The sequence below is a fragment of the Hahella sp. NS-SX17 genome, from assembly GCF_057367735.1.
Map to the genome: position 1 here is coordinate 4,550,933 of NZ_CM170632.1, position 13,912 is coordinate 4,564,844.

A 13,912-nucleotide genomic window follows, 5' to 3' on the forward strand; every position below is an offset into this window, starting at 1 on the left:
TCGCGCGCTCCCTGAGTGGCGACAAAATGTCGCTGCGTCAAAGCGACATGAACGCCTACCGGCAATGATGAGCAACTGAGTTAGTGAGTTAACGAACAGCGCATGAGCAATACTGATCCTCAACCGCCACAGAAGCTGCCTTTGAACTGGGTTGTCTGGACTCTGGCGGTCGCCTTGATGCTGTATTACCTGCCCGCCATGCGCGACCGCCCAGAGCCCGCCATTAAGCTGCCCTACAGCGAATTCCGAATGCTGTTGCGGGAGGGGCAAATCAGCAGCGTCATCCTGCGCGGCAGTGAGCTTGACGGCAAATTCATCACTCCCCGCATGTTTCCTGAACAGCGTCGACAATACTCCCGCTTTCTGACCCAACTGCCGGATTTCGGCAATGAAGCCATTCTGGCGGAACTGGAAGAGCAGAATATTCCTCTGGAAGTCAAAGAAGGTCATGACGCCAACAGTTCCAAAGTCATACTGCTGTCCTACCTGCCCTGGATCATGTTTATGATCATTCTGTTCTGGCTGTCCCGGCGCACCCTCCGCAACTTTTCCGGCCGGGGCGGCGCTTTTGATTTCGACAAGCGGCTGGACACCCAGTTCGAATGCCAGAAGCCGAGCACCACATTCGATGAGGTCGCCGGACAAACAAACGCCAAACGGGAAGTCCAGGAACTGGTGGAGTATCTGCGCGACCCGGACCGATTCCATCGCGTCGGCGCTCTCGCGCCCCGGGGCGTATTACTGATGGGACCGCCTGGAACGGGAAAAACCCTGCTGGCCAGAGCGCTGGCTGGAGAGGCCGGCGTTAACTTTTATCCGATGTCCGCTTCCGAGTTCATTGAAGTCTTCGTAGGCGTCGGCGCATCGCGCGTGCGCCAACTGTTTAAAACCGCCAAAGAGAGCGCCCCCAGCATCATTTTCATCGATGAGCTCGACAGCGTCGGCCGCACGCGCGGCGCCGGATACGGCGGCGGCCATGACGAAAGAGAGCAAACCCTGAACCAGATTCTCGCCGAGATGGACGGCTTCGCTGGCCATGATGCAGTCATTGTCCTGGCCGCCACCAATCGTCCGGACGTACTGGACCCGGCGCTCATGCGCCCCGGTCGATTTGACCGTCACGTCACGCTGGATCTGCCGGACCAGGAAGGCCGCGTCGCCATTCTCAAGGTGCACGCCAAACGCATCCCGCTGGCGAACAACGTCAATCTCACCCAAGTAGCGGCGGGTACGCCAGGATTCTCCGGCGCGGACCTGAAAAACCTGATCAACGAAGCAGCCATTCAGGCTGCGCGGGAAAACCGGGACCACGTACACAGCCTGGATTTCGATATCGCCCGGGATAAGATCATCATGGGCGCAGAGCGCACCCTGATCATTCCGCCGGATGAAAAACATCGTCTCGCCGTGCATGAGTCCGGACACACACTGGTCGCTTATTACCTGCCCAATACTGATCCACTGTACAAGGTCTCCATTGTTCCCCACGGCCGAAGTTTAGGCGGCACCCACCAAATGCCGTTACAGGAGCGTCACACCTATCCGGAAGAGTATCTGCGCGACAAACTGGCGGTGATGCTGGCGGGGCGTATCGCCGAGCGCGAGCTGCTGGGCAGCGTCAGCACCGGGGCGGACGACGACATCCATCAGGCGACGGGGCTCGCCCGCGCGATGGTCAGTCGTTGGGGCATGTCGAAAGAGGTGGGTCCGGTAGATCTGCGCGACAGCGAGGAGCACCCTTTCCTTGGTCGGGAAATAGCCCAGCCGCACCATCACAGCGAGTTCTCAGCGGAAATCATCGACAAGGCCGTACGCGAACTGCTGGTGTCCGCGGAAACCACCGCCGCCGAGCTGATTCGCACGCACCGGGAAAGGCTGGACAAACTGGTGTCATTGCTGGAGCGCTCGGAAACCCTGCACAAGGCGCAGATAGACGAATGCCTGCAAACCGGGGCGCCGTAACGCCCCGAAACCGCCCACTGACGCAGTGCGCCAGCCGCCGTTGATTCCAACTTCCCTGCCCTTCACCGCCACATCGCCGGATTTAGATACTTTCAACATCAATACGCCATTCTTGAAGTTCGCGAGCAAACGTTCGCCGTCGGCGTTTATACGAAGGTGTCCGCCACCAACGTCGGCTTGGCGGGATCAAAACGCACAACGCCAGTATGGGCGTCCATGGCGGTGGCGTGGCTGACGACCACCCAACCACTGTTGCGGTAGTACAGAAAGTTAAACGCCACAGGAAGATTAAGGCCAGGCAGATTGTCATTGCCATACTGACTGAAATCGAAGACCGAAATGACGTTGGGCGTCACGGCGCTGATCAGGTTATTGACTCCGACATTGCCGGGATGCTGGTGGTGATAGACGCGAAAGTAAGCGCCGCCAAGAGGCGATTCGGTAATGAAGAAGGCGCAACCGTTCATCGCTGCGGTAAACACGAATCGATGCTGGGGATTATGCCTTGGCACATCGACAAATCCCGGCAGTCCCGCGCCGTTGACATAGGGACACCAGTAGCCGGTCAACGCGCTGTCATTCGCAGGGTGGTCGTGGATCACCGCAAACCTCGACTGACGTCGACCTCCCACTGGCGTTGCGGCGGGCTGCAAATCGAAACTTCCCATTTTCGTGTAAGGCAACAGGTCCACTGCGGCCCTTTCAGCCATGGATACGCTCTGCGGGTTGTTATTGCGTCTCTGGATATGCTCATCGAACCAGCGATGATTGATTGTATTGTTGTTCAGAAACGCGATGGGATCGCTTATGAACTGGGTATTGCGGTTATCCAAGTTACAACTCCTTGATATGGCTGAATATAAGCTCACTGCACAATACAAGTCCAAGCGCTTGGACGCCATCAAACCCGCTATTACAAATTCATCATGTTTCCGTCATTTTCAGAGCGTCCAATGAAACGTCTACTCCAACAGCGCCATGTGGTCTTTCACCGCTGTCGCAAGCCCTCCCTGAGTTTCATAGCGCTCCTTTATGCATACATCGTAGGCTCTGCGCATTTGCGCCGCGCAGCGATGGGCCGGCATACGCCCTTCGCCTGTTCCCAGTCCGGGACATAAGAGCGACCGAATCGGACGACCGCCATGTTCATTCTTTTCATTGTGTCGGATCACCGCCTGCAGCACCGCCTTAAAAGCCAAGTCAGAATATCGCCATCGATGACCTCCACATCCGCCAGGTCATCAAACTTGCGTTTCCAGGCGTAAAACAGATCCAGACTGTACGCCGCTAATCGAATGCTAAAAATGTTACCTCCTTTATGCGACCGCATATGAGCCGCAAGGGGGGAAATGTAGTCGATCAGCCTGACCAAGTCACCACAGATTGCCACTCGGCATATTTTCCAGATCCTTGGCGCGCTTCAGGTGCTCCAATAAGGCGACCAGCTTTTTGTTGACGGCTTTCTCCAACACCCAGCGCTGTCCGCCATATAAGATCACAGGACAGCTGTCCGACCAGTCATATACATAACCGCAATGGGAGCAGGCATGTGGCCAGCGCACATGATAAATGGACTCCGGCATCTGGGTCAGATAATCCCGGAGTTCCGGGTGGTCGTCCGTCGCCCGCAATACGCCTTGCCAGCATTTCTTACAACGCCATTCTTCCAGTTCAGCTTTGATTAGTTTGCTCTTTTTCATACAATATACTGTATATAGATACAGCGAAAAAGAGAAGTACTTTTTACTTGTATAACGCCCCTTCTATTGCAGGATCGCGATCGTATCCCGGCAACGGCGAATAATATCGAGCTGAATCAGTCGGGCCAGATGCCCTTCACTGTCCCGTATCTGCTTACGGAGAAAGATCGGCGCCACCAGGGAAACAAGCACGCCGACAGAGGAAACCGCCGGAAAGATCAGCGCAATTTTATAGGCGGCGGTGTCGCCGGAAAAATGCTGTACGGATTCCGCCAGGGCCCACGCCACCAGAAAGAAAACAAAGAAGCACAGAGGCAGCGCCCAACGGGCGGTTTTGTCCCGTTTAATGTCTTCCTGAATGCTCTGGGTGCGCTGATCAAACAGTTTGAGCAGGCTCTGCCAGATATCTCTGGCGATGGCTTCCGTATTGACCCGGTTTTGCTGGATGGAGCCGATACGAAATAACAGCGGACGTTCAGGTCTGACCTTTTCCAGCGCATAGACGTCCAGATATTCCAACCTGCCGCTTTCTGGACTCACCAGATCAATCTCGCCTCCCGCCAGGTTCAACCTGCAGATCACTTGCCCTTTCTGCACCGACTGCCCTATCGCGGCGATAGGGTAAATCGAGCGTACGCGTAATATATCAAGCAGCGTTACATCCGGCAGATGAACGGCTATCTCCATGAATTGGCCTCATTTATCAACAGCGCTGCGGCAGCATTTTTTTGATCAACGATTCTAATATAGCCCTATTCCCGGGTTCGGGCGAAAAGGTGGTAATATGGCCTCGCCGGGCGTCCCGCCTCATTGCTCAGAGACACTGTTAATCAGACAGACAAATCTCTTTCTTCTATTTGTCTGCAACGACAGCTATTCGTCTGCAATGACAGGGCCTGTCTCCTGGGGCCAGTCCCCGCGCAGGCGCATCCATGCGCCTGATTATTATCGGGCCAATATCATTATTGTTAATACTATTATGCGCCTTAGAGACCTTAAGGGGCTTGGACCCAAGTCAGAAAAAGACCTCATCGCTATCGGCGTCGATACGCCGGAAAAGCTCCGGGAAATCGGTCCGGTCAGGACGTTTCTGAAGTTGAAGCAAGCCAGCGCCGCCAAGCCCAGCCTGAACTTTTTATACGCCATGGTCGGCGCTGTGGAGGACCGCCACTGGATGGAAATCGCCAAGTCGGAAAAGACGCGTTTGTTAATGGAGCTTGAGGGCTATCGGGAGTTAGAAGAAATATTGCGCGCGGAAGGATTGAATCTGGAGCTGGACTGATCGGCAGCGTCTTGGCGCCTGCAAAAATAAGGAGCCCCGGACGAGCCAGGGCGAAGAAAAGCGCCTTTCTATCTTCATGCGTAACCGGCAAGCTTGGAAATATCCGACGCATTGAGGCTGAATATTCGCCAGTTATCCTCACACTCCGCCCCTTGGGAGCGATAGAACATCGCCGCCGGCTCGTTTGTGGCCAGGACATCCCAGCGAATTTTACGGCCCCCTTCACGCAGACACTCCCGCGCCAACGCCGCCATTAACTTTCCACCCAGACCCAGGTAGCGATATGGCTGCTCGATATACAGCTCCTTGACATAAATCCAAGGCGTCAGGTCATAGGTGAACGGCAGGTAGTAGTACACCAGCATGCCCACCGCCTGGGCGTCCGATTCCGCTACATAAACGCCGAAATCGCGCTTGACGAACAAGCGTCGCTCCAGTTCCTCCAAGGTGACGGCGAAATCCCCGGCGTAGCCTTCAAACTCAGCCAACTGGCGCATCATGCTTAACAGGCGCGGCCCGTCCTCCAGGCGCGCCGGCCGGATGACGCAGGGATTGTCGCTAGGCATCCGCATCCGCCTCCAATGTGAAGCCCTCATCAATCCACCCCGTTACGCCACCGATCATTTTTTTGACCGGACGCTGCAGGCTCGCCAGCTTGATCGCCGCTTTTTCCGTCGCATTACAGTGAGGACCGGCGCAGTAAACAACAAATAGAGTGTCGGAGGGATATTCAGCCAGGTTCTGCTCGTTCAGGCGCGTGTACGGCAGACTGATGGAGCCGGCAATGTGGCCTTTGCGATAGGCTTCATCGCCTCTCACATCCAACAGAATAAAATCCTGGCGCTTGTTGCTGATGGCGTGGTGAACGTCCCAGCAATCGGTTTCAAACTGTAATAGCGCCTGAAAATGCGCCAATGCGGCTTGGCTGTCAGCAGCGGGAATTCTGGATACAACAGATGACATAGCGTTCTCCTTTGGGTTAATGCGTGATCATTATTTGTCTTTCAAGATCAATCCGCCATTGGCTTGAAAGACATTGTTCGTTAATATCAAGCCAGCAGCTCTATTGAAGAAATGAACAGGAGATAGCGGATGCATAACGTGGCCATTCTGGCGTTCGAAGACGTGGCGTTTTTTGAGCTGGGTTGTGCTGTAGAGCTGTTCGCCCTGCCCCGTCCGGGCATCGAAGACTGGTACCAATGCGACCTGGTCGCGTTCACTCCCGGACCGCTGACCACCACTTCGGGATTTCAGATCTGCGCCCGTCAGGTAGATAATCTCGATGCATTCAGCACCCTGGTCATCCCCAGTTGGCCCACCCAGCTCACCGATATACCTGCGCCCATCGCCATCGCCGTCAAGCGCTTTTACGAACAGGGCAAACGGGTGCTGTCTCTGTGCTCCGGGGCCTTTCTGCTGGCGGAACTCGGATTGCTCGAAGAACGTCAGGCGACCACCCACTGGCGCTACGGCGACAAATTCAAAAGCCGCTATCCCGGCGTCGATTACGTGGATGATGTGCTGTATGTGTACGACGGCCAGATAGGTTGCTCTGCGGGCAGTTCCGCCGCCATTGATCTCTGTCTGGAGGTGATCCGGGACGATTACGGCTACAAGGTCGCCAACCGTATGGCGCGGGGCATGGTGCTGTCCGCCCACCGCAAAGGCGGTCAGGCCCAGTTCGCGGAGACGCCTGTGCCGGAAAACAGCAGTCAGTTCCACAACGCCATTGATTGGGCGCTGCAAAACCTGGACAAGTCTATCGATATCAACCTGTTCGCTCAAAAAGCCAGCATGTCCCGGCGCACTTTCGACCGTAAATTCCGGGCGGACTTTAATATCACGCCGAAGGAGTGGCTGACGCACCAGCGCCTGAATCTGGCCAAAGAAATTCTGGAAAATCAGAACTGCAGCATTGAAAAAGTCGCCGCCCTCTCCGGCTTTGACAACGCCACCACCATGCGCCACCACTTCCGCAAAGAGTTCGGCATCACGCCCACGTTGCACAGGAAAAACTTTAATCCCTTGATCAATGCAAGCCGGATCGATGAGCGCTTTCCGTAATATTACCTAGACCTGACAAACTTTTTCGGTACCCCTACGAATACGTTCAAGCCGTTATTCGCCTTATTCTATTTGGATGCCCCGTTCCTGTTCGCACGCGGATCAACATAGAAATTTTGACGTTCTCAATGGGGAACCTTCGCTTTGATAAAAAACTTCATCAACAAAGTCACGGTCGCCAACACGGAGAAGTTCACCGCATTTAACCTTTCTGAAGAGCGCTCCCGGCTTAGCGCTTCTCTTTACATTACATCAGGAAAAATTATTGAAACCGCCGGGCGGCATAATCAGATGTCCATCGCCAAGAAAGCCGTGGAGCTGCATCGCTGGTATCGTATTGCCTTGAACAATGCCGACATCTCCGCGATGCAGCAATTTATCGAACAACAGATGGTTTCAAATGACTACCCTGAAGACAGCTTGTTTAGAAGGTGGGCCACTTATTACTACAAACACTTCAATATCAGTGAGCCTAACGACGACGGCGCTGAAGGCTAAGCTGCGCCCGCGTCGACGTCACTCCAGAGGAAACTGTCCAAGAAAACGCTTGAAGATCTCCGCCACAAAGCCTGTTTCCTCCAGTTTCTTGAGCGACTGATCATAACCGGCCTGCAGTTTCGCCATATCCGGATGCACGGAGGCCTTCACGAATACGTTGTAGTAAGGCCGGCTGACGAGGGGTTTGGGCAGGTAGGTAATGTGTTTATCCAGGCCTCTCTGGCGCAAATCGTAAAGCGCCTCCTGAGTGTTCATCGGCGCGGCTTCTATGCGTCGGTTCAGCAGCATCTCCACCAGCAGCGTATGCCGACTCACCTTGACGATGTTCAAGTCGGAACTCCAGAACTCTGGCGTATAAGCCCACTCGTTCACGGCGCCGATACGCAGGTTTTTAAGGTCCTCCAGCGTATCGAAAGTAATATAGGGCTGGTTGTCCTTGAGGACAAAGAAATGCCAGCTCAGGTCTTTGTAGGCCACCTGAGGGTAGTTCAAATACTCGGCGCGCTCTTCTTTGAAAGAAAAGCTCATCACCAGATCAACCCGGCCCTGGTAGGCCTCACGAATAATGCGGGCGCCGGACTCTATCAGTTGGAATTCATGCTCAATCGACAGGTCATTGAGAATGGCTCTGACGATTTCAATATCGATGCCCGTGTATACGCCATTTAGCTCCATTCGATAACGCAGTTCAGGCGTCCCTACCACGATAAGCGGTTTCGCCACCGCTCCCATTGCGAACGACAGCAGGGCTATAACCGCCAATCCCCTGAACCACCTTAGGAATACCGCCATAAGACTCCTTCACGCAGAGAAGCATTGGTCTGTAAGTTAAGCTTAGACGGTCGGTGAAGAGGCGGCAATGAACATAAGGACAAGGCTGCCGCTTAACCGAAAAAATAGTCAACCAGACCTAGGATCGACGGGCGGCCAGTTGTTAGGTGGACGCTAGAAATCGTCCGGCATGGCGTTTTCCATCCAGTCTCGATCAATGTCGGAACCGTCCCACTTCGCGGCCACCTGGTCGATCAACTCCTGAACCGTACCACTTTGAATATCAACATCTGCTCCCATACCGAAAAAAGAGTACAACACGTCTTCATAAAAGTTTTCCGGGTCCACTTCATACTCATTCGGGTCAAAAGCCAGAATCTCCTCGTCAGACTTGTCGTCATCATAGTTATCGCGATAGATCTCCAGGATATGCTGGGTCGCTTTTTCTTTCAGCGTCATTTCTCTTTCTCCTCTGTGGAAACGTATTTCAAAGTCATGAAGGCAAGGTTCTGATACATGGGCAAATAGGTTGCTGGCGACGCGATAAGGGGGTTTGTCTCGTCCCGCTAACGTTCCTCCAAAACATCGTCAAGGCTGACGACTCTCATGCGTCGTCCCACTCGCGCATATGATATCAGCCATAGCCCGGCAAAGAACGAGGTCGCGTCCATATGCGCAAAAGGCGCCTGAAACGGCTCTATAAACTCACTCACAAAATATATCGCTACGCCAACGGCTCCCAGCAGATTATAAAATAGCGACAACCGACGCGAGACCAATGGCGCAGGCTCTTTATATTTCGCCAAAGAAGCGGGAGTCACCAGCAGCACAATAAGTAACGGCAGTGCGGTTAAAAACTCAGGGTTATACAAATCGAGCATGCTTTCTCCCCTTTAAAGCACCATTGAAGGCCAAAAATGATCGTCTGACACAAATACGGTTGTGTCTTTAGCAATTCCTTCCCAACAACCCAATAACAAGCGTCAGACGTGGCGAGCCTGTATAAAAATAACACTGATCATAAATTGTAAAAATTCCCGGAAGCCCTACGGAATAAAGGGAGGCCAGCGTTTTCCAAAGAGATATCCACAGGTTGTGTGGATATCCCACGCCCCAAAACAGATCAAATAAAAGGCAATATCGAAAAAATTAACCGCCCCAGCACAGAATTTAAACCGTCATTGGATAATCCCGTCGCCTTGAGCTATCTATTTCTATACTTACAGCAAAGAGATCAACTCGCTACTTTTCAAGATGGACCGGCTATGAAAATACTTTATACGGCGTTAATCGGCCTTGTCATGATGTCAGGCTTAGCTAAAGCAGAGACGGTAGAACTCGTCACCCTGCAATACCCTCCTTACCAGTATCAGGAAGAAGATGAGGTTCAAGGTCTGGTTGTGGATATTGTGAATGAAGCCTTTCGCCGTGTGGGCATGGACACCAACATCCGCCTGAACGCCTGGCCCCGCTCATTGGAGATGGTGAGAAGCGGACAGGCCGACGCCATTTTCACCGCGTATAAAACTCCCGAACGCGAAGAGTTTCTGTATTACTCCAACGTCATATTAATGCCCCAGGAAATCGTCCTGTTCGCCAAAAAAGACAGCAACGTCAACTTCAATGGCGACCTGACCGCCCTCGCCAACGTAAAAATCGGCGTGGTGCGCGACATCAGCTACGGCAGCACCTTCGATGAAGCCCGTAAAAATGGCATGTTCAAACAAATCTCCGAAACCACCAACCTGGAGCAAAGCGTTAAAAAACTCGAATCCGGACGCATCGACCTACTCATCAGCAACAAATACACCGCCCTGGCGATGTTCAAAAACCTCGGCTTCGCCGGTCAGTTCAAAGAACTCACCCCCTCCATCCAAAGCGTCCCCAGCTACATCGCCTTCTCAAAAAAGAAAGACCTCGCCGGCTTACGGGACAAATTCGACGCTGCGTTGAAAGAGATGATGTCTGACGGGAGCTATGACAAGTATTTGAGTGCTTATTCTGATTAGGTGGAGACATGATCAAAGCCTAAGCCCCCCATTACAGATTCAAGTGAAGCTGATTTTCCATCACAAGGTCAGCCATACTTAGTCACAATGTCAGGTCAAATTATTTTTTAGCGCCAGCAAACTCAGCTTCTAAACTATTACTCCTAAGGTCTCCATAAAAGCCGTTTAAAGATACTTTTACTCCTCCGACAGTAACCTCTTCTGCATACAGAATTTCATTTCCAACATCATTAAAAGCTAATCGAGGAATAAGCTTCCTACTATATGGCTGGACATCTTTTCCAGATGAAAAAAGCCTCAAAAAATCAATAAATGTCGCATCTGTTAGCAAATATCCAGAAGTACCACAGAAAATTTCAAACATTTTAAAAAAAAACATAACATAAGACTCTCCTTTCTCCTCCAAACACCAACCAAGGCTCGAAAAGTATCTATCTGAAATAAGAAAGATAAAATATAGCTCGTCACCATACTCTACACTTCCAAGTTCAAATTCATACTCATCTTTTTGCCACGCGGATATAAGCTGCCTATTGCCACTGGAAAAAAAATCAACCAGTTCTGGAAAGTCAAAATCGTCTTCCATAAACGCTCCTTCAGGTTCTCCAGCCAAAATCCCTCCACCTTTGATATACTCAGTGCAGCTTCCAGCATATTCTATGCCTAATTTATCCATATAATCTTTAAACAAAAAATAACCATTTCTGTTTCTTTCCGAAACTTTAAAGGAAAAATTCACATTTGATCCCATTAGTCTAACAGTCTCCGCATAAAGTCCTCGATATTTTTTGGCAAGTGATCTAAGACACGTATTTCATAGTCAGGCAACTTAACTCCTGTATTCCTCTCAAACATAGACTTCACCCTATCGAGATTTTTTTCATCTGGTATAAATCTTTATGCGTATTACCATTAACTGCAAACACAGGAAGTTTATTGTCTAGTCTCGCCTTTTCCAATATAGCAGCAATCTGTCTTTCCCCTGATCCGTTCCCACCCGCTTTCATCTCTATAAGCTCCGTAAGCGTCTCAATATCAATATCAGTTGACAAAGATCGTCTCGGATCCTTTGGATTAGAGAGATGAACGCCTTCTCCCGCCTTGACAACTAAGTAGAAAAATATAAATTTTCTACTTAATAACTATCCTTGTAACTATCACTGCACCCTCACTGTTATATGCGCAACATTTTTACTTTCCAGCATTGCTCATAAAACCATATAATATCTTATATAAATAAGCATATCTCCTTTCATACCCTCCACCGTAGAAAATTACAACTTTGCCACAATCTCGGAAAGATGAAAGCATTCCCCCACAATGGAGTGTTTATCTATGTAAAATTTGAGGATGGCCCCACACAATGCAAAATACACTCTCAAAATTTATCGTACATCGCCCCATTTGAATCCAATATTTCTCCACTTTTTCCCGGAAATTATTGCCTTAAGCTCAGGGTCATCAACTAATTCCTTAAAAAAGCAGAAGAAATCCTCAACCGATTTTTCAAAATCTAAAGAATAGTAACTAAGCTTAAATTCATGCCCCAGACCTTCCTTTTTATGACCCATAATCCAATGTTGAAGAAAAAAAGATTGGTTATGTTAGGGCCTGTTGACGTTTCACATCGGCAGCCATAAATACCCACAAGCCATGGCTACCATACTTTCATAGTTTCTCTTCAACTTGTCATATCTCGTCGCGATGGCCCGGTACTGTTTGAGTCGGGCGAAGGCATTTTCCACCAAATGGCGATACTTGTATAAACCCCAATCCATATCGTCATTACCTTTGACAGAGTTTCGCTTTCTCGGTATCACGGCCCTGGCCCCCTTCCTTTCGATCTGTGCCCGCACTCGTTCACTGTCGTAGCCTTTGTCTCCGACAATCGCCTCTGACGAGTTTGCGCCTATCTATCACCTATGACGAAACGTCAACACGCCCTAGGGTATTCCACCTCAACAGTCATGACGCCCGAGCAGCTCTTGTCCGGAATCAAAACAAATCTAAGGGATCTATCTAATTCTTTCGAAGATGCGACAAGCAACACTGCATTTGAGCATGATGCTCTCGAAATTACTTTTTCGCACTTTTCGACAACATAACCCAACTCGGAAAAATAAGGCAGTGCAGTAAAGTTCTTAATAAGCAGCTCTTTTACAAGCTTTATATCACCTGTCATGTTGATACTCATTTCCAAAAAAAGCTATCAGCGGCATGGGGCCTAAGGTATAACTGAAATTTTATGGAAGCGGCCGGACTCTCTCACAATTTCGACTAATTTTGAGGAATGGTCAGATGCCCACATCGAAAGCCCAAGAATACAATTAGGAGGCTCAAGCATAGCCTTATTCATCCACCTCGAACGTCACATGATCAGATGGGAACTCATAAGGGAAATCATAACAATCAATATCTCCCTTTAAAGCGCCGACTAGAAAGTCTAGGAATGTAAGCTCTATAGAAAAGTAATCCCATCCTCTAGGTCCGTAGACAACAACCTCTGTTATTTTTCTATTATTAAAATTCCAATAAAACACTCCACCTAGCGTAGTTATCGCCCAGGGAAAAATTCCATCTATACCGTCATATTCTTCATTCTTAAAGTGCTTAGTTTAGCCATTTTATAGCTATGCAAAAGCATTCCTCCACCTGTAATCAAATTATAATCTTCCTTCGGAGAGCAAGGCGTTAAAATCAGAAAGAAATCATCGATCCACCCGGGTCCGTACTCAGTTACAAACTGCTTGTACTCATCAGGCAAAGTCATATTCAGTTTACTTTCCACCTCATCCCAGAAAACATCATGTCTACTAGCAGGCGAAGGTAATATGTCTGTCAATTCAGAATATTTCACTGGGCACTACTTCCTAGCCACACAGAGGAAGTTCAATCTCTTTATTTATTTATGAGCTTGCTCTATTGCATAGAGAATTAAAACAACGCCATACATTTATAAATAACAACACATTTATCTGTTAATTACTTTCGATTCACGCAAAGTATTTATAGCTTCCTGAGGTATCAACTGATAGTAGTTAGCCATAACATAAATTGAATTAGCTCCCCATTCTGACCTTAGCTTCTTCACAAAAGTTATCTCCCCTTTAGCGACCACATCAGGAAATAAAATCCTATCAGACAAATTATATGCGCCCACAACCGCATCCAATGGAACTTTTCCTTTTGTTTCCAGCTCATTCTTCATTGCATTGACTACTTCATTGCCACTGAACACCAAGTTCATTTTCTCTATGACGGGGCATAGCACACCTGAATGGTAGTTAAGGGACTTTCTGACATTGTCAATAGTTGTATAAAGAGTCAGACCATCTTTTCTAATAATCGTTATCTCTCCACGGCTAGCATCTAAAAAACCGAGCATTCTGCTTTCAACTGACTCAAAGAGGTCTCCCTACAGGAGTAATGTTCAATGAGTCTTTCGGCCCAGAACCGCCCCCATTTTGAATGAGTCAAGCATAAATTGTGGCACCATCCAAATGCCTTACTCTCACTAGCTTCATCGTCTCCCTGCTTTAGGTATAAGCTATCAAATTTACGAAACTCACCTTGTAACTCAAGTACTGGAGAGCCACAAATAAAGCACTTCATCAATCTCATTCTGC

The 13,912-nt window shown here is 49.8% G+C and carries 19 protein-coding genes and 1 pseudogene; 5 read left to right on the top strand and 15 right to left on the bottom strand.

Translation table 11 applies throughout. The annotated features are described in order from the left end of the window. Window positions 1–102 precede the first annotated feature (102 nt). On the top strand, window positions 103–1,962 hold the full coding sequence (gene ftsH, locus AC2IBB_RS20010; protein ID WP_486328522.1) for an ATP-dependent zinc metalloprotease FtsH: 1,860 nt from the start codon (window positions 103–105) through the stop codon (window positions 1,960–1,962). A gap of 146 nt (window positions 1,963–2,108) precedes the next feature. On the opposite strand, the gene AC2IBB_RS20015 is transcribed toward ftsH, so the two are convergent. The 4 genes from AC2IBB_RS20015 to AC2IBB_RS20030 form a co-directional block, all read right to left on the bottom strand. After that, window positions 2,109–2,795 carry a hypothetical protein gene (locus AC2IBB_RS20015; protein ID WP_486328523.1) on the bottom strand — a complete coding sequence of 229 codons (687 nt, stop codon included), beginning with the start codon at window positions 2,793–2,795 and terminating at the stop codon, window positions 2,109–2,111. Window positions 2,796–2,924: 129 nt separating this feature from the next. Continuing rightward, a complete protein-coding gene (locus AC2IBB_RS20020; protein ID WP_486328524.1) occupies window positions 2,925–3,161 on the bottom strand; it encodes a hypothetical protein in 237 nt (78 codons plus the stop codon). A gap of 174 nt (window positions 3,162–3,335) precedes the next feature. After that, window positions 3,336–3,662, bottom strand: a complete 327-nt coding sequence (locus tag AC2IBB_RS20025) for a hypothetical protein (protein WP_486328525.1) — start codon at window positions 3,660–3,662, stop codon at window positions 3,336–3,338. A gap of 63 nt (window positions 3,663–3,725) precedes the next feature. Then, a complete protein-coding gene (locus tag AC2IBB_RS20030) occupies window positions 3,726–4,349 on the bottom strand; it encodes a hypothetical protein (protein ID WP_486328526.1) in 624 nt (207 codons plus the stop codon). 292 nt (window positions 4,350–4,641) lie between these two features. Between AC2IBB_RS20030 and AC2IBB_RS20035 the strand changes: the two genes are divergently transcribed. After that, window positions 4,642–4,944: a TfoX/Sxy family protein gene (locus tag AC2IBB_RS20035; protein ID WP_486328527.1), complete on the top strand. Its 303-nt coding sequence runs from the start codon at window positions 4,642–4,644 to the stop codon at window positions 4,942–4,944. Window positions 4,945–5,018: 74 nt separating this feature from the next. On the opposite strand, the gene AC2IBB_RS20040 is transcribed toward AC2IBB_RS20035, so the two are convergent. After that, window positions 5,019–5,510 (bottom strand): GNAT family N-acetyltransferase, encoded by a 492-nt coding sequence (locus AC2IBB_RS20040; RefSeq protein ID WP_486328528.1) that lies wholly within the window; start codon window positions 5,508–5,510, stop codon window positions 5,019–5,021. Continuing rightward, a complete protein-coding gene (locus tag AC2IBB_RS20045; RefSeq protein ID WP_486328529.1) occupies window positions 5,503–5,907 on the bottom strand; it encodes a rhodanese-like domain-containing protein in 405 nt (134 codons plus the stop codon). Before AC2IBB_RS20045 ends, AC2IBB_RS20040 begins: the two co-directional genes overlap by 8 nt. A 129-nt stretch (window positions 5,908–6,036) precedes the next feature. On the opposite strand from AC2IBB_RS20045, the gene AC2IBB_RS20050 reads away from it, so the two are divergent. Together AC2IBB_RS20050 and AC2IBB_RS20055 are read left to right on the top strand one after the other, a co-directional pair. After that, complete coding sequence (locus AC2IBB_RS20050) at window positions 6,037–7,008, top strand: helix-turn-helix domain-containing protein (protein WP_486328530.1); 972 nt, start codon at window positions 6,037–6,039, stop codon at window positions 7,006–7,008. 144 nt (window positions 7,009–7,152) lie between these two features. After that, window positions 7,153–7,506, top strand: coding sequence for a hypothetical protein (locus AC2IBB_RS20055; RefSeq protein WP_486328531.1), 354 nt, complete (start codon window positions 7,153–7,155; stop codon window positions 7,504–7,506). A gap of 18 nt (window positions 7,507–7,524) precedes the next feature. Here AC2IBB_RS20055 and AC2IBB_RS20060 read toward each other — a convergent pair whose 3' ends face one another. The 3 genes from AC2IBB_RS20060 to AC2IBB_RS20070 all read right to left on the bottom strand — a co-directional run bounded on the left by AC2IBB_RS20060 (window position 7,525) and on the right by AC2IBB_RS20070 (window position 9,158). After that, entirely contained in the window at window positions 7,525–8,298 is a 774-nt protein-coding gene (locus AC2IBB_RS20060) for a substrate-binding periplasmic protein (protein WP_486328532.1), read from the bottom strand. A gap of 153 nt (window positions 8,299–8,451) precedes the next feature. Further along, window positions 8,452–8,736, bottom strand: coding sequence for a hypothetical protein (locus AC2IBB_RS20065; protein ID WP_486328533.1), 285 nt, complete (start codon window positions 8,734–8,736; stop codon window positions 8,452–8,454). 107 nt (window positions 8,737–8,843) lie between these two features. Next, window positions 8,844–9,158, bottom strand: a complete 315-nt coding sequence (locus AC2IBB_RS20070) for a hypothetical protein (protein WP_486328534.1) — start codon at window positions 9,156–9,158, stop codon at window positions 8,844–8,846. A 384-nt stretch (window positions 9,159–9,542) separates the two neighbouring features. On the opposite strand from AC2IBB_RS20070, the gene AC2IBB_RS20075 reads away from it, so the two are divergent. Then, window positions 9,543–10,286 (top strand): substrate-binding periplasmic protein, encoded by a 744-nt coding sequence (locus tag AC2IBB_RS20075; RefSeq protein ID WP_486328535.1) that lies wholly within the window; start codon window positions 9,543–9,545, stop codon window positions 10,284–10,286. A gap of 100 nt (window positions 10,287–10,386) precedes the next feature. Here the strand turns inward: AC2IBB_RS20075 and AC2IBB_RS20080 are convergent, their stop codons facing one another. The 6 genes and pseudogenes from AC2IBB_RS20080 to AC2IBB_RS20105 form a co-directional block, all read right to left on the bottom strand. Then, a complete protein-coding gene (locus AC2IBB_RS20080) occupies window positions 10,387–11,037 on the bottom strand; it encodes a hypothetical protein (RefSeq protein WP_486328536.1) in 651 nt (216 codons plus the stop codon). Between the two features lie 109 nt (window positions 11,038–11,146). Then, window positions 11,147–11,338: a hypothetical protein gene (locus tag AC2IBB_RS20085; RefSeq protein WP_486328537.1), complete on the bottom strand. Its 192-nt coding sequence runs from the start codon at window positions 11,336–11,338 to the stop codon at window positions 11,147–11,149. A 333-nt stretch (window positions 11,339–11,671) separates the two neighbouring features. Then, window positions 11,672–11,857, bottom strand: a complete 186-nt coding sequence (locus tag AC2IBB_RS20090; protein WP_486328538.1) for a hypothetical protein — start codon at window positions 11,855–11,857, stop codon at window positions 11,672–11,674. 51 nt (window positions 11,858–11,908) lie between these two features. Beyond that, window positions 11,909–12,184: pseudogene (locus tag AC2IBB_RS20095) on the bottom strand (transposase); the annotation flags it as partial. Between the two features lie 680 nt (window positions 12,185–12,864). Then, window positions 12,865–13,143, bottom strand: coding sequence for an SMI1/KNR4 family protein (locus AC2IBB_RS20100; RefSeq protein ID WP_486328539.1), 279 nt, complete (start codon window positions 13,141–13,143; stop codon window positions 12,865–12,867). A gap of 114 nt (window positions 13,144–13,257) precedes the next feature. Continuing rightward, the gene (locus AC2IBB_RS20105; RefSeq protein WP_486328540.1) at window positions 13,258–13,671 is read right to left on the bottom strand and encodes a hypothetical protein; all 414 of its coding nucleotides are present in this window, start codon (window positions 13,669–13,671) and stop codon (window positions 13,258–13,260) included. Window positions 13,672–13,912: the final 241 nt, after the last annotated feature.